This window comes from Aquirufa sp. ROCK-SH2 (assembly GCF_054558315.1).
In genome coordinates this window covers 35,104-57,804 of the sequence record NZ_JBPXKB010000004.1, presented here as the reverse complement: position 1 = coordinate 57,804, position 22,701 = coordinate 35,104, and the positions used below count along the sequence as shown (strand labels likewise).

The following is a 22,701-nucleotide window of genomic DNA, read 5'->3' as shown; positions in this document are numbered from 1 at the left end:
TTTTTTTACATTTTTTTTCTGCAATATATTTCCGAATTAAACATATTTAATAAAAATGCTTATTAAAATAATCCAATTTTAAAAATTTACCAACTGTGCTACTCTGTTACACCTTAGAAAAGAGAGGAGAGAAAAGAGAAGAGAGGAATAGGATGTAAGAGGTAAGAGGTAAGAGGTAAGAGGTAAGAGGTAAGAGGTAAGAGGTAAGAGGTAAGAGGTAAGAAAACACTTTTACCTATTACCTCTTACCTTTTACCTATTTTTCTCTCTTCTCTCAAGGTACCGGATCATGGCCGCTTCTTCCCCAAGGGTGGCAAGAGAAAATTCTTTTGATAGCTAATTGTAGGCCTTTTAATAAACCATATTTCATTAATGCCTGTTTCGTATATTCCGAACAGGTTGGCTGGTATCTGCAGGCGTTTGGCAAAAAAGGAGAAATCATTCCTTGATAAACCTTCAAAAGAATCAATAAAATTTGAACCAACAATTGCTTCATTCAATCTATATGATAAATAAGCTCCAAATGTAAGGATAAAAAATAAACTAATTTTCCTTTCAATTAACTTGTTAAAAAAAGGCTTTTAAAGTATCTTGCTTTGTCTAGTTCAATTTTATTCCAGTGAAAACATTTACTCATTCGATATTCCTTTTTTCCTTTTGTATCATTATAGGCTTAGTGGCGTGCTCTCATCAGCCTGGCCACTTGTTCGAATTTTCGAGTCAAGCTGAAAGAAAAAACGATAGCCTTGCAGCATTGTACAATCCAAGTGTAGCTCAACAAAAAGCCATCAAGCTGGATACATTTTTTCAAAAATTACATAAAACCTCTGGCTTTAATGGTGCAGTTTTAATTTCTCAATACGGAAAAGTTATTTACCAAAAGACTTTCGGATACGCAAATTATTTCACCAAAGACCCCATAAAGCCACATACGCATTTTCAATTAGCTTCTGTTTCAAAACAGTTTACGGCAGTAGCCATCATGCAATTAAAAGAGAAAAATCTTTTAAATTATGACGATCCTGTTTATCGACATATCCCTAATTTTCCTTATGATAGCTCTATTACGATAAGAAGTTTATTGACTCATAAATCTGGCTTACCTAATTACGCCTATTGTTTAGATAAATATTACGACAAAAAGATCCCTTTAACTAATAGCAAAGTGGTTGAATTAATGATTCGCTTTAAACCTAGAATCGATTATCGACCAAATGCTAAATTCAGCTATAACAACACAAATTACCTTTTATTGGCATACATCGTTGAAAAATTAAGTGGGCAAAATTTCAGAGCCTATCTCAAGCAAAATATTTTCGACCCTTCAGATATGCACGAAACCTTTGTGTATGACCCCATGCATCCTGAAATGTTAAAAAATGCAGCCACTGGTTATTCTCCTAGAAGAGGAGGCCCCGCAGTAGTAGCTTTTGATCACTTGGATGGTGTCGTTGGCGACAAAGGAATTTATTCCACCGTAGAAGACATGCACCATTGGGATATGGCCTTGAATGAGGAAAAACTAGTTAAATTAACGACATTGGCTGAAGCATTTACTCCGCAACACATCAGCCCAAAAATGTTACCCAAAAATTATGGTTTTGGTTGGAGATTAACTCAACTAGAGAATGGAGAATGGCTAACTTACCATACTGGCTGGTGGCATGGTTTCAAAAATTACTATTTGCACAATGCAAAAGACAATTCTGCTATCATCATCTTGGGTAACATGGCCAATCATTCCTTGGGAAAAATCAACATAGCACAATCCATTTTATACCCGGAAAAAGCTGCTTTCTTTATGAAAGGAGAACCTTTACCCCTTGAATTTACGAATGGAGGAAATTAACATTACAAACACTAAATAAGATGAAAACATTTATGAAAGGGATATTACTAACATTATTGGTCTTTTGTTTACCACAATTATTGAGCGCTCAATCGGAAGATGAGTTGATCAAAAATACGGTTTACAATTATTTAGATGGTATTACCAAAGGTGACACAGCCTTGCTCAACAAAGCATTTCACCCTGCTGCCGTCCTTCGGACAGTCAATAATTCAACTGGAAAAATTCAGGATTTCCCTGTCAAAACATTTATTTCCAAAACACCTACAGGTGGTGTAAAAGCGACAAGCAAATTAATAAGCTATTCTTATGCTGGAATTTCAGCTCAAGCTAGTACCGAATTGAGTTTTGATGATTTTAAATATATCGATCTTTTAAGTCTATTGAAAGTAAACGATGAATGGAAAATTATTTGTCGCGTATTTAGTCGAGTAGATTTAACTACCAATCTGAAAGGAAATACAACGAATACAACTACTTCAAAAGCTAATTCCCCTAAAGCTAATTCAAGCAATGATTGGACTAGCCCTAAAAAGACGTCAGCTCCAGCTCCTAAATCGAAAAAAGATGATGGATGGTAGGCCTTTTAAAACTTATATATTTTTTTTAATTTAGTCGCTTGATAAAATCAAAACTATGGAATCAACAGTAGCGAAAGAAAAAGCTGAATTTAGAAATTACGAGCAGGGTGACATCACTGCAGCTGTCAAAGAGCATTATCGCAAGATGCGTTCTCGTCAGACATTCGATTATGTTCAGCGCATGAAAAAGAAATATTTGACCTTTGATCATCCGATGGATTTATGGGATATGATGGAGCGTTTAAATGTGTTGGTAGATGTAAGTGATCCTGATTTAAATTTGCCGAATATTATACATTTACTACAATCAGCAGAAGGAATTCGTGCGGCAGGTCGTCCTGATTGGATGCAACTAGTAGGTTTAATTCACGATTTAGGAAAGGCCATGTATCTTTTCGGATCAGATGAGGATGGAACAAGTCAAGCTGAACAATGGGGATTAGTGGGTGATATTTTTGTAGTAGGTGCCAAATTACCTGACACTTGTGTTTATCCTGAATTCAATGCTTTGAATCCAGATATGCAAGATCCTCGATACAACACTGATTTAGGGGTTTATTCAGAAGGATGTGGACTAGATAATTTGCAAATAGCTTGGGGACATGATGAATATTTGTACCAAGTCTTGAAAAATCATAAAGACAACAAAATTCCAGAAGAAGGTATGGTAATGGTTCGTTACCATTCGTTTTATCCTTGGCATACTGGTGGATCTTACAAACAGTTCATGACTAAAAAAGATGAACAATATTTGGATTGGATCAACGATTTTAATCAATATGATTTATATACCAAATCTCCAGTAGTCCCTAACTATGAGGAGTTGAAATCTTATTACATGCCAATTGCTGAAAAGTATTTAGGCAAAGGACCGATTTATTGGTAGTTGTTGATGTAAGATGTAAGGGAATTTATAATTTAAAATTAAGAATGTAGAATGAGAATTTTACAGGACTAAAACTCATACATCTTACATCTTACTTCATTTATCTTTTTTTAAACATTAAGGTATTAAGAATCCATTAAGATTTTTCTCTTACATCTTTTCTCTCATCTCTTTTCTCTCTTCTCTTTTCTCTCTTCTCTTTTATATAACAACCAAAAGCACCAAAGCGCTAATCATCATCAAAATTCCAAGAATGAAGAAAATTGTTGGACTCAAGACTGGAACATTGTTTTCACTCAAAGCGACTTCCATGGGATTTTGGGCCAAATATCGGACTTCAATTTCTTGACCTATGAAGCAATCTTGCCCTAAGCCCTTGTCTGCTTCTCTTCTAAATTCATGACCATTCACTTGATAGGAAACGATAGGAAAATAGATTGGGAAGCGGCCAGAATGATCATCTCTGGCATACCTTTTTGAAATTTCCACAATTTTTCCATAGGTCATTTTAGAATGAGCCAACCATTCTTTTCTTTTACGAAACAATAATATACCCACTCCGATGAGTGTACATGCAATGATTGTGAAAATCGTGAGGAACAATGTGGTAGAACCTTGAAAATTACCTGAAGGACGACCTGAAATTAGATAAATACTGATTAAAAACATTGCTTGTATAAATTGCTTGACTAATTTTATTCAAACTAAATAGAAAAATACTTGAATATCAAATACTTAGACAGCTCCAAAACATTTCAATCAGCATTCAAAATGAAATAAAAATGAAGGAAATTATGCAATTCTTTATTTATTAGGTTATAAAATATGGAATACAATCTTATTTTTTTGATTTTAATAAAAAAACAGCTTAAAAAAGGATAGCATTTCATCCAAAATAAAATATTTATAAAATGATAAATTTATTTGTAATTTGTACTTTTGAGCTTTAACAACACCATTTTATATGAAAAACACTACCAAATTTCAATTAATGACCATGATGTTTCTAATGTTCTTCTCTTGGGGAGCTTGGTATGGTCAGATGAGTAAATACCTTTTAACAACTTTACATGCAACTGGCGATCAAGTGGGTATGGCCTATACAACTTTCTCTATTGCCTCTATTGCAGCTCCATTTTTTGTCGGTCTGATTGCAGATCGATTTTTTTCTGCCCAAAAAGTGATGGGCGTTTTGAATTTATTGGGTGGAGTTATTCTATATTTCCTTTGTCAAAATACAGATGCAGCGAATTTTTTCTGGTATATTTTAGCTTATACACTTTGTTTTGCTCCCAATTTGGCATTGTCTAGTTCCATTGCGATGAATCAAATGCAAAACCCAGAGAAGGAATTCCCAAGCATACGTGTAACAGGAACAGTTGCATGGATTGTGGTAACAAATATCATCGGATTTATGGCATTAGGTGATCAAGTAACTATTTTCCAAATTGCAATGCTAAGTTCTTTTGCCTTAGGAATTTATGCCTTCTTTTTACCTGATACACCTCCAAAAGCAGATGCCAATTCATCTATTTCACAAATCATTGGATTGGATGCGCTACAACTTTTCAAAGATCGATCTTTCTTGATTTTCTTTATTTCATCGATATTGATTTGCATCCCACTTTCCTTTTATTATGCCATGGCTAATCCATCTTTAACGGATTCTCACATGAGCAATGTAGAGAATAAAATGTCGCTTGGGCAAGCATCAGAAGTGATTTTCATGCTTTTGATCCCCATTGCATTCATGAAATTAGGCGTTAAAAAGATGCTAATTGTCGGATTAATTGCCTGGATCGTTCGTTTTATCTGTTTTGGTTACGGAGATGGAATTTCAAGCGAATGGATTTTATACATTGGTATCATTTTACATGGTGTTTGCTATGATTTCTTCTTTGTTACAGGGCAAATTTATACCGATCAAAAAGCTGGTGTTAAAATTAAAAATGCAGCACAAGGATTAATTACTTTGGCAACTTATGGAATAGGAATGGGTATTGGTTCGAAAATATCCGGAATAGTATTGGATATGTACACGAAAGATGGCGTACATGATTGGAAATCGGTTTGGATGGTTCCAGCAGGTATTGCAGTTTTAGTACTTGCATTATTTGTTTTATTCTTTCAAGAAAACAAGAAGACAGAATTTAAAGAGGTCTAAAACCTATACAACGCGAGGTTGAAACTCATGAAATTTAAAGATAAAATAGTTTGGGTAACAGGAGCCTCTTCAGGAATTGGAGAGGCTTTATCCATTCAAATGGCACGAGAAGGTGCAAAAATCATCTTGTCTGCCAGAAGAGAATTAGAGTTAAAGAGAGTAGCAGAGAAATGTCAAAAATTAGGCTCGGAGACAATGGTGCTTCCCTTTGACATGACTGATTTATCATTGCATCAACAAAAGGTCAAAGTAGTAATTGCGCAATTTGGCAGAATAGATATCATTATTCTGAATGCGGGTGTAAGCCAAAGATCTTTCGTTGTAGATACGAAATTTGAGGTGTATCGAAAACTTTTTGAAATCAATTTCTTTTCTATCGTATCCTTAACACAACATATTTTACCCATTTTTCAAACACAAAAATCGGGTATTTTTGTCCCCATTGCCTCTGTAGCTGGCAAAATTAGCACACCAAGAAGAGCAGCGTACGGAGCTAGCAAACATGCCTTGATTGGCTTTTTTGATTCTGTAAGAGCAGAAGTATATCATGATGGAATTCAAGTAACGACCATCTTACCTGGGTATATCAAAACCGATATTTCTTTAAATGCCATGAATGAAAATGGAGAGAAATATGCCAAAATGGACCCGAATCAAGCCAAAGGTCTCGATCCTCAATTAACTGCAGAAAAAATTGTTTCCGCCATTTCAGCTGGTAAATTAGAATTTTTTGTGGGAGGTAAATTAGAAGCCTTGGGACTTTTTGTGAAACGCTTTTTTCCGAGGTTACTGTTTTATATGATAAGGAAGATTAAAAACACGTGAAGAAGAGAGAAAAGAGAGGAGAGAAAAATTTAGATATTAGTGATTAGTTATCAGTTATTAGACTTTTCTTTTCTCTTTTTTCTTTTTTCTTTTTTCTTTTCTCTTTTCTCTTTTCTCTTTTCTCTTTTCTCTTTTCTCTTTTCTCTTTTCTCTCTTCCTAAACCGCTTCCAGCTCCCTAAAGAACTCGGCCATTGGGTTCACTTCTAATCGGATTAATTTTTGCCAAAGTCGAATTGCTTTGGTCATTAAACCACTTTCAATTAAAAATCCATCGTGGCCGTAGAGAGAATCAATTACTTGAAAAGAAGCTCCAGGGATATGTTTTGCTAAAAATTCTTGTTCAACGATGGGGAACAATGCATCTGATTTTATACCAATCACCAATGTTTTAGCTTGAATTGACTTTAATGCAGCAACTACACCTCCCCTATTTCGACCTACGTCCTGAGAATCCATCATTTTGGACAACAAATAATATGAGTAGGCATTAAAACGACTTGCTAATTTTTCTCCTTGATATCTTTGATAAGTAATGGCACGCAATGTATCACCAATGGCATTTTCTGTTCTTGACTGTGTGATTTGATAAGTTTCATAATTTCGATAAGAAATTAGTGCAGTCGCGCGCGCCACTTTCATACCATTTATACCAGCTAAAGGATTGGCATCCTTCCAAGTTGGGTCCACTTCAATCGCCATCCTTTGGGATTCATTGAAAGCTATTCCCCAAGGAGAATGCACAGCGTTAGTAGCTACAAGTATTAAGTTTTCAATCAATGTTGGATTGATAATTGCCCATTCCACGGCTTGTTGCCCCCCTAAAGAACCACCAATGCAGGTTTTAATTTTATCAATTTTCAGTTCTTTTCTTAAAATTTCAAAAGAATTGACGACATCACGAATGGTTATTTCAGGAAAATCATGGAAATAAGGTTTTTTTGTTTGTTCATTGATGGATAGTGGGCCTGAACTACCATAATGTGAGCCCAAAATATTGGCGCAAACAATGAAATTATTTTCTGGATTGAACAATTTACCCGTACCAACTAATCCTTGCCACCAATCGGCCACATCGTGCGAACCGGTAAAAGCATGACATATCCAAATAACATTATCCTTTTGAGCATTTAATGTCCCAATTGTTTGATAGGCGATATCCAAACATGGTAATTCACCCCCTAATTCAAGGGAAAATGCTTTTGAAGAATGAAAAGAATGAAACGCTACTTGCATACGGACAAATTGGTTTATATTTCCCAAAGAAATTATTTTCTTTAGGTAGGAATTAGCACCGGGATCGATCTTTTCGATGGGTTGCCAGAAGTTCACAGAGCCTATTCTCTCCCTTCTTCTTTATAAATCAATGACAAAAGCGTGATTGACTTGGGATGCAAAAGTAGTAAAGAATTATTAAAACGCAAAAAGAGGTAAGAGGTAAGAGGTAAGAGGTAAGAGGTAAGAGGTAAGAGGTAAGAGGTAAGAGGTAAGAGGTAAGAGGTAAGAGGTAAGAGGAAAGAAGACTATGATTTGTTTAATTAATTACTGCTAGAAAAATTAAAAATTATGAATTAAAATTTTTACATCATTCAACTTCTTACATCATACATCTTACATCATACATCATTTTAAATTCCTATAAAAATCCTGATATTTGCAGTATGATAAAATTAATTGTCTTTTATATTATTTTGGCGGGGGTACTTTGGGGACTTCATTTTACTGCATTGGCAGAATGGATGCATGCAGATTTAAAATTCATTTGGGCATTTTTCTTTTTCCAGGCTTATTTAAGTCAGTTATTGCACCAAATGGGCTCAAATAATAATCGAGAAAATTTTGTTCAATTTCACATGGCTTCTCAGGCAGTTAGATTCATTACCAGCTTAATCTTCATTGGAGTATTTGCTTATTTCAAAACACCTAACATCTACTTATTCGTTGGTAATTTTTTTGTACTCTATTTATGTAGTACAAATTTTGAAATAATTAGTTTGATTCGTAACTTGCGACGTTTTTAGGAAAACCTTCAGCATTTTGTTGTTGAATTTCTTTTTAAAAATCAGTTAATCAACGAATTAACTAAAATCACGAATACCCAATAGATAAAGCAATAATAAAGAGATGTCTGCAAAGAACGCTAGTCAAAAAATGTATTTTTCAAATATAATCCTTGGATTATTATTTAGTTTATTCAGTTTTACAACTTTCGCTAATGAAGAAGCAGCGGCTCCAGCAGCTGAACATGCAACTTCTGCAGCAGCTCCACAAGAAGAAGAAGAAAAATTCGATGCAGGTAAATTAATTTTACATCACGTAGCGGATGAACACGAATGGCATTTCTTTACCATTGGCCATTTTCATGCCACTTTACCCCTTCCTTGCCTTGTTTATCGCGAGTCTACTGGCTTACAAGTTTTTATGTCTTCAGCGTTCAAAAACGAGCATCATGAAGAAGTGCCCTACCAAGGTTTAAAATTGGAACATGGTAAAATTCACGCTGAAAATGGCGAAAAAGTGATTGATATCTCGATTACCAAAAACGTAGCTTCTTTATTTATTTCTGCGATTTTATTATTATCCATTTTCATCGGAATTGGTAATTCATACAAGGCGAATCCACACAAAGCACCTAAAGGTATTCAATCATTATTTGAGCCCATTATTATTTTTGTGAGAGACGAAATTGCAATTAATAACATCGGAGAGAAGCATTACAGAAGGTTTATGCCTTATTTGTTGACTGTTTTCTTTTTCATTTGGTTCAATAATATGTTGGGTTTAATTCCAGGTGGAGCCAATTTGACAGGTAATATCGCTATCACAGCGGTTCTTGCTGTTATCGCATTTTTCATTACGAATTTAAATGGGAAGTCGAATTATTGGTTACATATTTTTGCCATGCCAGGTGTTCCAAAATGGATGTTGGTCATTTTAACACCTGTGGAAATTGTTGGAATTTTCATGAAGCCATTTTCATTGATGGTTCGTTTGTTCGCTAACATTACAGCTGGACACATCATTTTATTGAGTTTATTATCATTGATATTTATATTCAAAAACGTTGCCTTGGGATTAGCCGTTGTGCCATTCTCTTTATTTATGAACGTAATTGAATTGATTGTTGCTTTCATTCAGGCCTTTATTTTCACGATGTTGGTTTCTACTTACATTGGAGCGGCTGTTGAGGAGCATCATCATTAAGATTGTATTTTATTTTTTTATTTATAAACCCAAATAGTATGTCACTTTTATCAATTTTATTGGAAGTTTCTGTAGGTACTGGTCTTGCAGGTATTGGAGCAGGTTTAGCAGCAATCGGTGCTGGTGCTGGTATCGGTAACATCGGTAGCTCAGCTATGGAAGGTATTGCTCGTCAACCTGAAGCTTCTGGAAAAATCCAAGGTGCGATGTTGATCGTTGCAGCTTTCGTTGAGGCGGTTGCTCTTTTCGCAGCAGTTATTTGTTTGTTGGTTACTTTAAAGTAATTCAACAAGCGAGTCAACTAAAAGATTAGCTTTTAGAAATTGACTCAAACATTTGAAACGCAATTTGGAAGCGATAGGCTCCAAATTGCGTTTTTAAAAGAAAAATACACAAACAAATTATATAATCATGGAGTTAATCACCCCTGAATTTGGTCTTATTTTTTGGCAAATTATTGTATTCGGAATTTTATTTTTCCTTTTATCAAAATTTGCTTGGAAACCCATTGTTCAATCTTTACACGAACGCGAAGCATCCATCGATGAAGCCATCAAGTTGTCAGAAACAACTAGAAAAGAAATGGCTGAATTAAAAGCTGGTAATGAGCAATTGTTACAATCTGCTCGTAATGAGCGTGATGCTGTTTTAAAACAAGCAAAAGAAGCTGCTGAAGCAATGATTCAGCAAGCAAAATTAGATGCTCAAGCAGCAGCTAATGCAGAAATCGATAAAGCAAGAGTATCTTTTGAACAAGAAAAAAATGCTGCAGTTGCCTCTTTACGTAAAGAAGCAGCAGTATTATCTTTAGACTTGGCTGAAAAAGTATTAAAATCTCAGTTGAAGGATAAAGCTGCTCAAGAAAAATTAGTTTCCGAGTGGATTTCAGAAGTTACATTAAAATAAGCATACACCCATAAATTTCAAATAATGTCGGAGTTAATCGTTGCCCATCGTTATGCTAAATCATTGATTGATCTAGCCATTGAAAGAAAAGTGGTAGATGCAGTATATAAAGACATGTGTACTTTTCAAGAGACTTGCGAAAACAGCTATGATCTTGTTTTGGCATTCAAGAGTCCTATCGTAAAGCACGATGTTAAATTGGCTATTTTGTCCAAATTATTCAAAAGTACTTTCCACGAAGTTTCTTTCTCCATTTTTGAAATCATTACAAAGAAAAATAGAGAAAAGTTTCTTCCTGCTATTGCCAAACAATTTATTAGTCTTTATACGGATTATAAAGGAATACAAAAAGCAGAAGTTACTAGTGCATCACCTTTAACAGCAGAGCAAAAAACTCAAGTTACTAAAATCATCAAAGAATACACGGGCAAAGAAGTAGAATTGACCGAGCATATTGATGAGTCACTAATTGGTGGTTTTGTTTTGCGAGTTGGAGATAAGCAAATTGATGATTCGATTCGTCGAAAACTCAATGACTTAAAAGTTGCTTTAGCATCTTAACAACATTGAAAGCCTTGAAATTCAAGGCTTTTTTTATTCATATCAATATGACGAACAAAAATATTTTCTGGGGTACTGTTATTTGTGCCATAGCTGTAGCATTAGGAGCTTTTGGCGCTCATGCTTGGAAAGACTATCTTATTTCCATCAATCGTTTAGATACGTTTGAAACTGCCACTAAATATCAAATGTATGGTGGTTTTGCTTTATTGATTTTGGGAATTTTACAAAATCAACTATCCAATAAAATTTTAAAAATCGCGGGTAATTTATTCATAACAGCTTGTATCATTTTCCCGGGTTCGCTTTATCTAATTTGCCTCACTCAACAAAAATTCTGGGGTGCCATTGCTCCGATTGGTGGCTTAGCCTTTATTGCGGGATTTTTGTTGATTGCAAGTCAGGTAAGAGGTAAGAGGTAATAGGTTTTAAATTCCTAATTCAATTTTTGGGGTATAGACGCACTATGTTTTTATAAAAAAAAAGACGCACGGCCGTGCGTCTCTACATCATACATCAAACGACATACATCTTACATCATACATCATACGTCACTTCTTCCCTCCATGTTTCATTACTAAATCCAAACTATTCCAGACAATTTCACCCATGGTTTTGCAATCTAAAAAACGCTTGTCCTTGTAATGCCTGGCTAAATCAACTTTCAAAGATTCAACATTTTCGGATGGTGCGATATCATCTTTTGACAATACATCCATTAAATCATATACTCGCTGACTTTCTGATTTTAATCGACTAGCAATCATAGAACGTTCCTCGATCTGATATTGCCAAACAGATTCTGGCGTCATATATTTCATACCCAACTCTACCAATGGGTTATTTTGCTTGAAATATTGAGGTAAATACACAGACTTCTTCCCTTCATAACATTGCTGATCAAAATCGATGGGACGAATACGATAATAAATTTCTTCAAAATCGGGAGTGGTAATAACTACGTAATTCGCGCTATGCATATCGCCCAATAATTGGACCAAACAACGCTCATTAAACTTAACAAACTCCTTGGCTAAACGAATGGGAGCCTCAATATCATTTTCTAAATCTTGTTTCAAAAAAACATCTCCTGGAACTCCAGAGATATGTTCCTCCACTAAAGTATTATCATACGTCACGTAATTGATTCGATTCGGAGATAAAATATGTTCTAATTCCAAACCATACACGCGTGAAGCATCAGCAATTTTGATATAGAAATAATCAAAATTATCATTGACACGATTAACAATTCTTACTCGAAATGGATGTGTGTTACCATACGTACAGTAATCCACACGATCAATTACTAAGTGTTTAATCACTTCATCATCTCCATCTGTCTTCAAATCGGCATAAATTTGCTTCAAAGATTCATGTACTTCCTCTTGATCCATGGGGCTGTAAAATACAGTTTCCCACAAAGTATCATTACCATTTTTATCATATAAGGTAATCGCATTGTCATATCGAAGCAAATCCACATAACTAATGTTCATAGGATGTTCTCGATTGTATTTATGTAAATACTTCCGGAGTTGATTATTAATGCGATAAAGGATTTTTTTCTTAGAAATTAATGCCATTTATTCTGTAAAATTCAACGATTTACCAAATGACTCTTTCAATTGTGAAATGGACCACAATGCCAATGCGAAGCAAATGACTCCAACGACAAAAGCCGCATTTAATAATCCAAGTGATGGAATTAAATATTTGAAAAGTAAACTGATTGGAATTAAGGCTCCTCTGACAAAATTCGGCACAGTTGTAGTTACTGTAGCACGTAAATTTGTACCAAATTGTTCGGAAGAACTAGTTACAAATACAGCCCAATAACCACCAAAGAAACCCAATAAGCTGATTAATAATTTACCTTGAAACAATGAAATATTTTGCAATGCAAATAAATAAACGACCATTAAAACTACAGCAACTAAAATAAACGTAACAATCACTTTTTTCCTGCTCTTCCAAAATTGGCTCAAATACCCACTTGCAAAATCGCCAATACTCAGACCTAAATAACAATACATGATGGCATCACCTCCTGTAATCGTTCCATCAATACCGATTGTTTTGGTGATTTCTGGACTAGAAAAAACCAATATTCCAATGACATACCAAATAGGTAAACCCATTAATATACAATACAGATAGCGCAGGAAAATGCCTTTTTCTTTAAACAATTGGAAAAAATTACCCTTTTCAATTTTGTCATCTAATTCCGAATATAAATCAGATTCAAAAGTTCCTAAACGAAGTAATAACAAAGCCAAGCCCATTCCTCCGCCAATAAAATAGCAAGTTCTCCACCATTCAGGATCTGGACTAAATCCTGCAACAATGGGAGCAAATACGGCACCTGCAGCACCAACTCCGGCAATGATTAAAGTTCCGATTCCTCGCTTTGAAGCGGGTAAGCTTTCATTCACTAAAGTAACTCCTGCTCCTAATTCACCTGCCAAACCAACTCCCGCGATAAATCTTAGCACATAATACATATTCAAATCTTGCACCAAACCATTCAAGGCATTGGCCAAAGAGTACATCAAGATAGATCCAAACAAAACGGATTTCCTCCCCTTTTTGTCGCCATAAATCCCCCATAGAATCCCCCCAATGAGCATTCCCGCCATTTGAACATTCATAAGATCTAAGCCCTTATTTAATAATTCATCACCCACCAATCCCAAACTTTTTAAGCTAGGATTCCTAACCACTGAAAATAGAATTAAATCATATACATCCACAAAATAACCTAATGCAGCTACGGCAATAAGCATTTTACCTTTTTGAGAAATTTTTTCGTTTTCCATTCAATTAACGTGATAACATATCCGACCGATGCGAATCTAATTTCAGAAATATAAATAATAAAATTGTAAATGACCACAAAGAGGAACCGCCATAACTAAAAAATGGAAGTGGAATACCCATTATGGGCATTAATCCTATGGTCATTCCTATATTCACTAAAAAGTGAAAGAAGATAATTCCAACAACCCCATATCCATACGCTCTAGCAAATCGAGTTCTCTGTTGATCTGCCAAATACATCAAGCGCCACAAAAAAGCAATGAACAATGCTATCACGACTGTTACGCCTAAAAACCCATGCTCCTCCCCGATCGTGCAAAAAATAAAATCCGTACTTTGTTCAGGAACAAAATCAAATTTCGTTTGTGTCCCTTGTAAATATCCCTTTCCCCAAAATCCACCCGAACCAATGGCAATTTTTGATTGTGTCACTTGATAGCCTAAACCTCTTTTATCAAAATTAGGATCTAATAAAACCTTAATCCTATTTCTTTGATGCTCTTTTAAAACATTGTTCACCAAAAAGTCAACCACTAAAACCATCGACATGATGATTCCTATTCCGACCAAAATTTTAACATAGGTTTGATAGGCTCTTTGTAAATAAATGGGAAGAAATATAATGATGATTAAGGCTAAAATAAGCAAAATAATTAAGATACTTAATGGTGAAATCAACAAAGCCAAAATAAAAATGGTGATGGTAGAAATAAATAGAGCTGGGTATTCTCCTGGTAACCCTTCTCGATAAAGTAAAATTAAAAATGATCCGAAAACAAGCGCAGACCCTGTTTCATTGGAAGCAATAATCAATAACATTGGAAGACCAATGATCAATGCAACATTCTTCTGATCTTTCCATTTAGTCAAATTCACTTGGGAATTATCCAAATATTTAGCCAAAAGTAAAGCTGTTGCTGTTTTAGCAAATTCAGCAGGTTGTATGGTAATACTCCCAAATTTAAACCATGAATGAGAACCATTCACTGTTACACCCAAAAAAGGCACTAATATCAATAAAACAATTAATGCTCCATAAATAAAAGGTGCAAATGACTCAAAAAACCGAAAATCAATGGCAAAAATAAATATCATAAGGACTAAACTTGTCCCTAACCAAATCAATTGCTTACCTGCATTGCTATCATAAAATGATGCATCAAAAATCCAAAGAGGAGCCTCAGGATTGTAAACCGCTGAATAAATATTGGACCAACCCATTAATACAAATAGGAAATAAAGTCCAACACTTATCCAATCTAGCCGACTTACAATCTGATGATTTTCGTTCATTTTTTTGTTGAATCTACGTGAACTTTAGGAACCGGTTTTCCCATGACTGAGAGTACATTTCCCATGTAATTCATATTTAAAAATTTGGTTTCCACATCTTTTCGATCCACTTTTCCTTTCAAATATTTTTCAATAATTAAAGACGCAATCGGCGCAGCAGCAAAACCGCCAAATCCAGCATTTTCGACAAATACCGCAATAGCGATTTTGGGATTATTTTTGGGTGCAAAGGCAATAAAAATAGAATGGTCTTTTCCTTTTTTATTTTGAGAAGTTCCCGTTTTTCCACACATCTCAATATCAGGAATACGTCCATCACCTCCAACAGTTCCATGTAAAACAGCATCCTTCATCCCTTCTATCACGACACCAAAATGCTTAGCATCTACCCCTACCGGAATTTTGGTACGATAAAAAGGATCTAAGGTTTTTTTATCGCCGAGCCCTTTTACAATATGTGGAGGAATATACCAACCTCTGTTGGCAATGATTGCCGCTACATTGGCCATTTTTAATGGACTAACCACTAATTCACCTTCACCAATACTCAATGAATAAATATTAGAAAATTTCCAAGTATTTTCACCTTTGTAAATTTTATTATAATATTCCACATTGGGCAAATTGCCTTTCTTTTCATTACTTAAATCAATGCCCAATTTACGTCCAATTCCAAAATTGGCCACTAATTCAGACCAACGTTGTAATCCTTGGGCTGAACGTTGAAAAGTATTTCCTTCTGTTTTATCGTACAAAATTTTCCGAAAAGCATGATAAAAATAAGGGTTGCAAGACCATTGAATGGCATTGTGTAAATCATTGTGGGAGGTATTGTGCGAGTGACATTTAACTGGCGCACCAGCATGAGTAAAAACTGACCCCGGTGTCAATGCTCCTAATTGCAATCCGACTAAAGCTTGAATTAATTTAAACGTAGAGCCTGGACGATAATACGCCGAAGGTGGTCTGTTTAACAAGGGTTTCATTGGATCCAAGGCCAATTGACTATAATATTTGGAAAAATTTCGACCTGCCAATAAACTAGGGTCATAAGACGGTGCAGAAACCATTGTCAAAATCTCCCCAGTAGAAGGCTCAATCGCGACCACACTTCCAACCTTGTTTTGCATTAAACTATCGGCATATTGTTGAATTTTTATATCAATGCTTGTATATAAATTACTTCCAGCGATAGGCGTAATATCCAATTTACCATTCTTGAAATCGCCCTTTTCAACCCCATTGCTATTTACCATTCGGTATTTAATGCCTCTTTGCCCCCTGAGCGACTCTTCATAAAATGATTCAAGCCCCGAAACTCCCACAAAATCACCTTGATGATAATAATCATCCGTTTGCTCTAAAAGTGCATCCGGATTGATTTCTGCCACATAACCTAAGGCATTGGATAAAGCTTTGTATTGATAGGTTCTGAAAGCATTGGTGGTAAAAGAAAACCCAGGATAGTCCACCATCGCATCTTGAGCACGAGCAAAATCCTCTTTGGACAAATGTTTTAAAAACAAATAGGGTTTCACTTTCGAATAGGCCTTTGCACGTCGCATGGTTGTGTCAAAATATCCTTTTGTAATACCAAAAAGCTGACAAAAACGTAGTGTATCTTTCACTAAAGCTTTCCGAGGCGTTACGTATAAATCATAAATAGGCGTATTATACACAATTAATTTCTGATTCCTGTCGTACACTTCTCCCCGAAAAGGGACTTGAATAATTTTACGGATTGCATTATTATCCGCCGCCTTCATATAGGTTTCGTCAAATACTTGTAAGTATAACAACTTAGCCAAAAATGCCAAGGCAACGATTACAAAGAACAAGAAGATGATGTGCTTACGACCCTCAAACACGGAAAAAAGAATTTAAATACTAAATTAGTTATTAGTTTTTAGTTATTAGGTATTAGAGGTCTATTTTACGAAAAAGAGACTCAAAGTTTTTGACATTTTTTTTAATCACAAAAAAAACGAAAATTGTATAAAAAATCGACTAAGGCATTTTGACAAAAGACCACTAACATTTTTTTAACAACAATAATGATCCCGATTCTCAAAATTAAATTTATTTGCATTTTATTTCTATTTACATGCACAGCTAGTCAAGTGCTTGGTCAGAAGAAACGTAGTATTTGTTTAATTCCATTCGTAGAACATGTTGAAAAAAAAGCCATCTCTACTTATGCCTATTTTAGCGATATAAACAAGAAAGGTAAGCAACACTCCTATTATGATTTGAACAGCGATTTAGCCAAAAATGTACCTATTCCTAATGATGTTGAATGTCGCTTTGACGTAGAATTTTTCCTTTTTCGAATCAATAAATTGAATGTCTGGAGAGTAGAGGAAATCTATTAGATACGGTACGAAATCAAATCATCAAAAATATTTATGCGACTGAAGGTCATTGGTTTATTCCTAAAAATACGAAAGAGAAATTTCATTGGTTTGTTTATCCATTTTTTTCTGATGGAATGCATTTAGACAAAAAATGTTCCACAGGTAAGACATTTGAAGAAGCGCAAAATTTCAGAATGTATTTGTACGATATCAAAAGTATGCTGTTCTCGATTTTTCCAAATTTAGAGAACATTGAAATCTTAGGTGGTGGCTCACACTATGAGGAAATGATCAAATTAAAAATGATACAACCTCAGACACCCATACATGTATTGTGAAATTAACTCAGGTTCAACAATCTTTTTAACACAAGGTTCACCAAGTTCGAAACACCAACACAGAGTTTTGTCTATGTTATCTGTTCTCTATCTCAATTCAGAACTAAAAGTTCTATTTATAGTACACACTCAGCACAGCTGAGCGCGTGTTGTTTTACCTCTTACCTTTTACCTATTACCTCTTACCTCACCCCTCATTCTTTCGGCAAACTCTTAATCAAAGCAAACATAGCCAATGCAATGGAAGTCAAAGAAAGCGCAATGGTAAACCACGGTTTTTCTGTCAAAAAATAACCATCCAAATAGGTTCCTAACCAAACACCCAATAAAATGGTGACTAACATTTGAAATGCCGCACCGACAAATCGTTGGTATTGATTCATGGATATATTATTTTTGAATTGTATGCTAAATTTATCCAATTTTCGTTAAGATAAATTGTAAATTTGCTAAATTTTGAAATTCATTAAATGATTCGTTTCCTAGCCTTATTGTTCATTGTATGTTTAACATGGTCTTGCTCGCAATACAGCACAAAACCATTTTCCATAGCGTTCCATAACATCAATGCAAAATACAATGCTATTTGGCAGGCAGAAAGATTACAAAAGTCGGTCCAAACTAAACTTGCAGAAGAAAGCACCGAAAATTACAACAAAACCTTACCCATCATCGCAGAAATTGATACCATTCAGGGAAAAAAATATGCGGCCGAAATAGAAAAAATCATTAAAAAAGCCTCCATTGTTATTGATAGACATCAAAACTCGCGATTCATTGACAATGCCTATGTACTGATTGGAAATGGTAGAGTCTTGCAAAATGATTTTAAAAATGCCATTGAAACATATAAATACGTTAACTCAATCGACCATGATGAATCCTCTCAAATAGCTTCATTGATGGCTTTGTACCAAATATATATTTTCCAAAATGATTTCACTTCCGCCGAAAAAGTGGCTGAATTCATTCAAGAACAAGACCTCAATAAATCTCAAAAAAAGAATTTTTACCTATCAAAAGCCTATTTTCATCAAAAAAGAGGTGAAAATCTTGTAGCCATCGCCTTGATAGAAGAGGCTTTACCTTTGATGAAATCGGGAAATGAAAAAGCAAGGTTGTATTATATCTTGGGACAACTTTTCCAAGAAGAAAAAAAATATACCTTAGCAAGTGATTATTTCAAAAAAGTAGACTCCAATAAACCGAGTTATGAACTACAATTTCATTCTAAGCTAAGTAGTAATCAACTTTCTGGCTCATTGGAAAAATTACTTTCCATGCTAAAAGAACCCAAAAACGAAGGCAATAAAGCCATGATTTACATGGCCATTGGGCAAATTTATTACGAGAAAAACGATTTTGAAAAAGCCAAAGAATATTGGGAGAAAGGTGCTGAAAATAATCCTGATAAAGGAATTTTATATCTACAGTTAGGAAATTTATTTGCAAAAAAAATAAGAAATTTTGAACTCGCTAGTCAATATTACGATAGTGCTGCCACCTACGTAACTAGCTCTCATCCAGAATTCGCCTCCATTCAAAAATTGAAAAAGACTTGGAAAGAATACACTGTTTTAAACAAAAAAATCCTAGATACGGACTCCTTAATAAGCCTATCTAAAAAAAGTGAAGCAGAACTGAAATCGATTTACCAGCAAATGAAACAGAAAGAATCGATCAAAAAAGATAGCGTTCAAACAAAGACAGTCACCCCCATTGTTGCGATTAATCAAGTTGTTTTTACAAGAAGACCAAGCTCACCAGAGCAACAGAGTTTTTATTTTTACAATGATATGATCCGCATTCAAGGAAAGCAAGAATTTTTAAATAAGTGGCCTAATCGGACTTTGGAGGACTTTTGGAACAGAAAAAACAAAAACCAATCCTCCAATAATTTAGAAAATTCAGAAACCACTACTTCACAAATTCCTTTAAAGAATAACACTTCTGAAAAAAATACTTTGGCGTCAAACATTGAAAAGGGTGATTCCTTACAGATTTGGTTAGCTAGTATTCCTAAATCAGAAGTTGAAAAATCAGTGGTTCAAAAAACGTTAGAAAAATCTATTTTTGAACTTGGAAAATTTAGTAAAATTGAAATTGGAGATAATGATCTAACGCAAACGACTTTAGGTAGATTATTGAAAGAGTTTCCATCCACTACCTATGAGGCAGAGACACTTTATTTACTTTATTTATCCAATTCCAATCAATCAAAAATTCAAAAAGAATTTAGAAAACAACTATTTGAAAAATATCCAGAATCACATTTTAAATCCTTGATTTTAAAAATTGAAAATGGAACCTTGAGCGAAGGAAAAGAAATAGAGGCTCAAAAAGCTTATGAAAAAGCATATACAAACTATAAAGCGCGGAATTTTCAAGAGTCATTCAATCAATGTTTGAGTATTGAGCAACAATTCCCTGGAAGTAATTTAGAAGACAAAGTGCTCTTTTTAAAAGCATTGAACAAAGGTGAATTAAAAGATCTTTCTTCCTACGAGGAAATTCTTAAAATTTTCATTCAAACTTTTCCAAAAAGTACATTGAAAACTGATGCTCAAGAATTATTACAAGCGTTAAATAAAAATAAACGGTAATTATGATCGAATTTGAACAAGGTCAATATCAAAAATTTATTCGTTTTGCCTATCGATTTTTTATAGGTTCAACGCTAGCGGCTATTTTGTTTATCGTAGCTGTCAATTTCAACTTTTTATGGCTATTTGGAGGGATGCCCAGTTTGCAAGAATTGGAAAATCCAACCAGTCAAGAAGCCTCCCTTATTATCTCTGAAGATGGCCAAGAAATTGGCAAATATTTTAGAGAGAATAGAAATCCTGTTGATTTCGAATCACTTCCATTAACCGTTGTGAACACCTTAATGGCGACGGAAGATGCTAGGTTTACAACACACTCTGGCATTGATTTCCGTTCAATGATTCGCGTTATTGCGACTTTGGGAACATCCGGTGGAGGTAGTACTATATCTCAACAATTAGCAAAAAACCTATTCAACACAAGGAATATTGAATTTGGTGAAGAAGATCCCGTTTACTTGGGTATTTTGATGAAAATTGGTGGATTAAAAACGGTGATTGCCAAAGTGAAAGAATGGATTTTGGCCATCAAATTAGAAAGAAGATACACCAAACAGGAAATAATGGCCATGTATTTGAATGAAGTAAGTTTTGGAAACAATGCTTATGGAATTCAAGTGGCGGGAAAAACCTATTTCCAAAAAGAATTAAAAGACATCAATATTGTAGAAGCAGCAACATTAATCGGTTTACTTCAAAATCCTTCCCTTTATGACCCACGCATCCGACCAGATCGTACCTTAGAAAGAAGAAATGTGGTATTAAGTCAATTAGCCAAATACGATTACATTACGGAAGAAGATGCAGAAAAATTCAAAGCCAATGAACTGAATTTGAAGTTCAAAGTTGAAAATCAAAATACAGGTGCCGCACCCTATTTCAGAGAATCCATCCGTAAGCAAGTATTGGCTGTGATTAAAGAAATCAATGAAGATCGTCCTGAAGACCAGCAAATCAATTTGTATACGAGTGGATTAAGAATTCATACTTCTATCGATTCTCGGATGCAAAAATATGCTGAGGAATCTGTGCAAGAACATATGAAAACGGAGCAATCTTTGTTCAACAGTCACTGGAAAGGTAGAAATCCTTGGGTGAATGAAGAGATGAAAGAAATCAAAGGATTCATTAAAGATGCGATGAAAAGAACGCAAAGGTATAGAGACCTGATGAATGCTTATAACAATGATGAATACAAAGTGTGGGAGGAGTTGAATCGCCCAATCAAAATGAGCATTTTTTCTTACCAAGGAGATATCGACACAACGATGAGCCCAATGGATTCTTTGAAATACTACAAAAGAATTTTAAACTGTGGCTTCATGGCTATGGATCCTACCAATGGTCACGTTAAAGCTTATATTGGAGGAATCAATTACAAATACTTTAAATTTGATCATATTTCTCAAAGCAAAAGACAACCAGGCTCCACTTTCAAGCCTTTTGTGTATGGTGCCGCCATTGAAAATGAAATTGCAACGCCATGCGATGAACTCATTGATGAACCAGTAACTTTTGGTGAAGAAGATGGATTAACAGGAGGTACTTGGACACCGCAAAATTCAGATGGAAAATATAGCTATGAAAAACTAAAATTGAGAAGAGCAATGGCATTGTCTATTAATACCATCTCAGCCAAATTAATGAAAACCTTAGGTGCTCAAAAAATTGCTGAATTTGCCCACAAAGCTGGTATTACAAGTCCACTTTACGAAGGTCCGTCTTTGTGCTTAGGCGCCTCTGAAGTTTCTGTATATGAACAAGTATCCGCTTACAGTACCTTGGCAAATGGAGGGGAAAAAATAGAACCTATCCTGATATTAAAAATCACAGATAAAGTAGGTAATGTACTAAAAGAATTTTCACCTACTGCAAAGGCGGCTATTAAGCCAGAAACCGCCTACTTAATGACCTATATGTTACAAGGTGCTATTCAAGAACCATTGGGTACAGCGGAAGGACTAAAAAGAACACCGATTGTAGAAGGTAATGAAATTGGTGCCAAAACGGGTACTACGTCCAACTTTTCGGATGGCTGGTTCATGGGAGTGACACAGAAATTAGTTGCGGGCGTTTGGGTTGGTGGAGATGACAGAAGTATCCACTTTAGAACTTTGGCACTTGGACAAGGTGCAAAAATGGCAATGCCTGTTTATGCGAAATTCATGACGAAAGTCTATGCCGACACAGAATTAGGTACAGAAGGGTATCGAAAAATGCCATTCACAAAACCAGAAAATTTCCATTTTGATTTCACCTGTAGCGGAATTGCTCCTGGAGATTCAACAGTAGTGGAATGAGGTGAGAGATAAAAGGTAA

The 22,701-nt window shown here is 35.0% G+C and carries 22 protein-coding genes and 1 riboswitch; of the genes, 14 read left to right on the top strand and 8 right to left on the bottom strand.

What is annotated here, in order from left to right; genetic code table 11:
* Nucleotides 1-274: 274 nt before the first annotated feature.
* Nucleotides 275-496: a membrane protein insertion efficiency factor YidD gene (yidD, locus tag V7S79_RS10085; RefSeq protein WP_459490465.1), complete on the bottom strand. Its 222-nt coding sequence runs from the start codon at nucleotides 494-496 to the stop codon at nucleotides 275-277.
* 123 nt (nucleotides 497-619) lie between these two features.
* Between yidD and V7S79_RS10080 the strand changes: the two genes are divergently transcribed.
* The 3 genes from V7S79_RS10080 to V7S79_RS10070 are packed head-to-tail and all read left to right on the top strand — an operon-like array spanning nucleotide 620 to nucleotide 3,316.
* Nucleotides 620-1,849 carry a serine hydrolase domain-containing protein gene (locus tag V7S79_RS10080; RefSeq protein WP_459490464.1) on the top strand — a complete coding sequence of 410 codons (1,230 nt, stop codon included), beginning with the start codon at nucleotides 620-622 and terminating at the stop codon, nucleotides 1,847-1,849.
* Nucleotides 1,850-1,881: 32 nt separating this feature from the next.
* The gene (locus V7S79_RS10075) at nucleotides 1,882-2,430 is read left to right on the top strand and encodes a nuclear transport factor 2 family protein (RefSeq protein WP_459490463.1); all 549 of its coding nucleotides are present in this window, start codon (nucleotides 1,882-1,884) and stop codon (nucleotides 2,428-2,430) included.
* 55 nt (nucleotides 2,431-2,485) lie between these two features.
* Nucleotides 2,486-3,316, top strand: coding sequence for an inositol oxygenase family protein (locus tag V7S79_RS10070; protein ID WP_459490462.1), 831 nt, complete (start codon nucleotides 2,486-2,488; stop codon nucleotides 3,314-3,316).
* Between the two features lie 201 nt (nucleotides 3,317-3,517).
* Here V7S79_RS10070 and V7S79_RS10065 read toward each other — a convergent pair whose 3' ends face one another.
* Nucleotides 3,518-3,985, bottom strand: a complete 468-nt coding sequence (locus tag V7S79_RS10065) for a DUF3592 domain-containing protein (protein ID WP_459490461.1) — start codon at nucleotides 3,983-3,985, stop codon at nucleotides 3,518-3,520.
* Between the two features lie 295 nt (nucleotides 3,986-4,280).
* Here V7S79_RS10065 and V7S79_RS10060 point away from each other — a divergent pair, with 295 nt between their 5' ends.
* The gene (locus V7S79_RS10060) at nucleotides 4,281-5,480 is read left to right on the top strand and encodes a nucleoside permease (RefSeq protein WP_459490460.1); all 1,200 of its coding nucleotides are present in this window, start codon (nucleotides 4,281-4,283) and stop codon (nucleotides 5,478-5,480) included.
* 27 nt (nucleotides 5,481-5,507) lie between these two features.
* A complete protein-coding gene (locus tag V7S79_RS10055) occupies nucleotides 5,508-6,305 on the top strand; it encodes an SDR family oxidoreductase (protein WP_459490459.1) in 798 nt (265 codons plus the stop codon).
* A 157-nt stretch (nucleotides 6,306-6,462) separates the two neighbouring features.
* On the opposite strand, the gene V7S79_RS10050 is transcribed toward V7S79_RS10055, so the two are convergent.
* Nucleotides 6,463-7,539 carry a homoserine O-acetyltransferase family protein gene (locus V7S79_RS10050; RefSeq protein ID WP_459490458.1) on the bottom strand — a complete coding sequence of 359 codons (1,077 nt, stop codon included), beginning with the start codon at nucleotides 7,537-7,539 and terminating at the stop codon, nucleotides 6,463-6,465.
* 11 nt (nucleotides 7,540-7,550) lie between these two features.
* Nucleotides 7,551-7,668, bottom strand: a riboswitch (SAM riboswitch).
* Nucleotides 7,669-7,964: 296 nt separating this feature from the next.
* Between V7S79_RS10050 and V7S79_RS10045 the strand changes: the two genes are divergently transcribed.
* From V7S79_RS10045 to V7S79_RS10020, 6 genes are all read left to right on the top strand, one after another.
* On the top strand, nucleotides 7,965-8,324 hold the full coding sequence (locus V7S79_RS10045) for a hypothetical protein (RefSeq protein WP_459490457.1): 360 nt from the start codon (nucleotides 7,965-7,967) through the stop codon (nucleotides 8,322-8,324).
* Nucleotides 8,325-8,427: 103 nt separating this feature from the next.
* Nucleotides 8,428-9,507 carry a F0F1 ATP synthase subunit A gene (atpB, locus tag V7S79_RS10040; protein WP_459490456.1) on the top strand — a complete coding sequence of 360 codons (1,080 nt, stop codon included), beginning with the start codon at nucleotides 8,428-8,430 and terminating at the stop codon, nucleotides 9,505-9,507.
* Nucleotides 9,508-9,545: 38 nt separating this feature from the next.
* On the top strand, nucleotides 9,546-9,791 hold the full coding sequence (atpE, locus tag V7S79_RS10035; protein WP_459490455.1) for an ATP synthase F0 subunit C: 246 nt from the start codon (nucleotides 9,546-9,548) through the stop codon (nucleotides 9,789-9,791).
* A gap of 127 nt (nucleotides 9,792-9,918) precedes the next feature.
* A complete protein-coding gene (gene atpF, locus V7S79_RS10030; protein ID WP_459490454.1) occupies nucleotides 9,919-10,413 on the top strand; it encodes a F0F1 ATP synthase subunit B in 495 nt (164 codons plus the stop codon).
* A 24-nt stretch (nucleotides 10,414-10,437) separates the two neighbouring features.
* Nucleotides 10,438-10,974 (top strand): ATP synthase F1 subunit delta, encoded by a 537-nt coding sequence (gene atpH, locus V7S79_RS10025; RefSeq protein WP_459490453.1) that lies wholly within the window; start codon nucleotides 10,438-10,440, stop codon nucleotides 10,972-10,974.
* A 14-nt stretch (nucleotides 10,975-10,988) separates the two neighbouring features.
* Complete coding sequence (locus V7S79_RS10020) at nucleotides 10,989-11,396, top strand: DUF423 domain-containing protein (protein ID WP_459490452.1); 408 nt, start codon at nucleotides 10,989-10,991, stop codon at nucleotides 11,394-11,396.
* A 129-nt stretch (nucleotides 11,397-11,525) separates the two neighbouring features.
* Here the strand turns inward: V7S79_RS10020 and V7S79_RS10015 are convergent, their stop codons facing one another.
* The 4 genes from V7S79_RS10015 to V7S79_RS10000 are packed head-to-tail and all read right to left on the bottom strand — an operon-like array spanning nucleotide 11,526 to nucleotide 16,955.
* Nucleotides 11,526-12,560, bottom strand: a complete 1,035-nt coding sequence (locus V7S79_RS10015; RefSeq protein ID WP_459490451.1) for a hypothetical protein — start codon at nucleotides 12,558-12,560, stop codon at nucleotides 11,526-11,528.
* Entirely contained in the window at nucleotides 12,561-13,793 is a 1,233-nt protein-coding gene (locus V7S79_RS10010) for an MFS transporter (protein WP_459490450.1), read from the bottom strand. It lies immediately after the preceding gene.
* A 4-nt stretch (nucleotides 13,794-13,797) separates the two neighbouring features.
* The gene (gene rodA / locus V7S79_RS10005) at nucleotides 13,798-15,087 is read right to left on the bottom strand and encodes a rod shape-determining protein RodA (protein WP_459490449.1); all 1,290 of its coding nucleotides are present in this window, start codon (nucleotides 15,085-15,087) and stop codon (nucleotides 13,798-13,800) included.
* A complete protein-coding gene (locus V7S79_RS10000; RefSeq protein WP_459490448.1) occupies nucleotides 15,084-16,955 on the bottom strand; it encodes a peptidoglycan D,D-transpeptidase FtsI family protein in 1,872 nt (623 codons plus the stop codon). The genes rodA and V7S79_RS10000 overlap by 4 nt, the downstream gene beginning before the upstream one ends.
* Nucleotides 16,956-17,141: 186 nt before the next feature.
* Here V7S79_RS10000 and V7S79_RS09995 point away from each other — a divergent pair, with 186 nt between their 5' ends.
* Entirely contained in the window at nucleotides 17,142-17,459 is a 318-nt protein-coding gene (locus V7S79_RS09995; RefSeq protein WP_459490447.1) for a hypothetical protein, read from the top strand.
* A 514-nt stretch (nucleotides 17,460-17,973) separates the two neighbouring features.
* Here V7S79_RS09995 and V7S79_RS09990 read toward each other — a convergent pair.
* Nucleotides 17,974-18,162, bottom strand: coding sequence for an AtpZ/AtpI family protein (locus tag V7S79_RS09990; protein ID WP_459490446.1), 189 nt, complete (start codon nucleotides 18,160-18,162; stop codon nucleotides 17,974-17,976).
* An 87-nt stretch (nucleotides 18,163-18,249) separates the two neighbouring features.
* Here V7S79_RS09990 and porW point away from each other — a divergent pair, with 87 nt between their 5' ends.
* Together porW and V7S79_RS09980 are read left to right on the top strand one after the other, a co-directional pair.
* Nucleotides 18,250-20,382: a type IX secretion system periplasmic lipoprotein PorW/SprE gene (gene porW / locus V7S79_RS09985; RefSeq protein WP_459490445.1), complete on the top strand. Its 2,133-nt coding sequence runs from the start codon at nucleotides 18,250-18,252 to the stop codon at nucleotides 20,380-20,382.
* Between the two features lie 2 nt (nucleotides 20,383-20,384).
* Complete coding sequence (locus V7S79_RS09980; protein ID WP_459490444.1) at nucleotides 20,385-22,682, top strand: penicillin-binding protein 1A; 2,298 nt, start codon at nucleotides 20,385-20,387, stop codon at nucleotides 22,680-22,682.
* Nucleotides 22,683-22,701 lie beyond the last annotated feature (19 nt).

Bases quoted from the DNA above. Each gene is read 5' to 3' on its own strand.
- yidD (WP_459490465.1), bottom strand. From the start codon at position 496: ATGAAGCAATTGTTGGTTCAAATTTTATTGATTCTTTTGAAGGTTTAT.
- V7S79_RS10075 (WP_459490463.1), top strand. From the start codon at position 1,882: ATGAAAGGGATATTACTAACATTATTGGTCTTTTGTTTACCACAATTA.
- V7S79_RS10070 (WP_459490462.1), top strand. From the start codon at position 2,486: ATGGAATCAACAGTAGCGAAAGAAAAAGCTGAATTTAGAAATTACGAG.
- V7S79_RS10065 (WP_459490461.1), bottom strand. From the start codon at position 3,985: ATGTTTTTAATCAGTATTTATCTAATTTCAGGTCGTCCTTCAGGTAAT.
- V7S79_RS10060 (WP_459490460.1), top strand. From the start codon at position 4,281: ATGAAAAACACTACCAAATTTCAATTAATGACCATGATGTTTCTAATG.
- V7S79_RS10055 (WP_459490459.1), top strand. From the start codon at position 5,508: ATGAAATTTAAAGATAAAATAGTTTGGGTAACAGGAGCCTCTTCAGGA.
- V7S79_RS10050 (WP_459490458.1), bottom strand. From the start codon at position 7,539: ATGCAAGTAGCGTTTCATTCTTTTCATTCTTCAAAAGCATTTTCCCTT.
- V7S79_RS10045 (WP_459490457.1), top strand. From the start codon at position 7,965: ATGATAAAATTAATTGTCTTTTATATTATTTTGGCGGGGGTACTTTGG.
- atpB (WP_459490456.1), top strand. From the start codon at position 8,428: ATGTCTGCAAAGAACGCTAGTCAAAAAATGTATTTTTCAAATATAATC.
- atpE (WP_459490455.1), top strand. From the start codon at position 9,546: ATGTCACTTTTATCAATTTTATTGGAAGTTTCTGTAGGTACTGGTCTT.
- atpF (WP_459490454.1), top strand. From the start codon at position 9,919: ATGGAGTTAATCACCCCTGAATTTGGTCTTATTTTTTGGCAAATTATT.
- atpH (WP_459490453.1), top strand. From the start codon at position 10,438: ATGTCGGAGTTAATCGTTGCCCATCGTTATGCTAAATCATTGATTGAT.
- V7S79_RS10015 (WP_459490451.1), bottom strand. From the start codon at position 12,560: ATGGCATTAATTTCTAAGAAAAAAATCCTTTATCGCATTAATAATCAA.
- V7S79_RS10010 (WP_459490450.1), bottom strand. From the start codon at position 13,793: ATGGAAAACGAAAAAATTTCTCAAAAAGGTAAAATGCTTATTGCCGTA.
- rodA (WP_459490449.1), bottom strand. From the start codon at position 15,087: ATGAACGAAAATCATCAGATTGTAAGTCGGCTAGATTGGATAAGTGTT.
- V7S79_RS09995 (WP_459490447.1), top strand. From the start codon at position 17,142: ATGATCCCGATTCTCAAAATTAAATTTATTTGCATTTTATTTCTATTT.
- V7S79_RS09990 (WP_459490446.1), bottom strand. From the start codon at position 18,162: ATGAATCAATACCAACGATTTGTCGGTGCGGCATTTCAAATGTTAGTC.
- porW (WP_459490445.1), top strand. From the start codon at position 18,250: ATGATTCGTTTCCTAGCCTTATTGTTCATTGTATGTTTAACATGGTCT.
- V7S79_RS09980 (WP_459490444.1), top strand. From the start codon at position 20,385: ATGATCGAATTTGAACAAGGTCAATATCAAAAATTTATTCGTTTTGCC.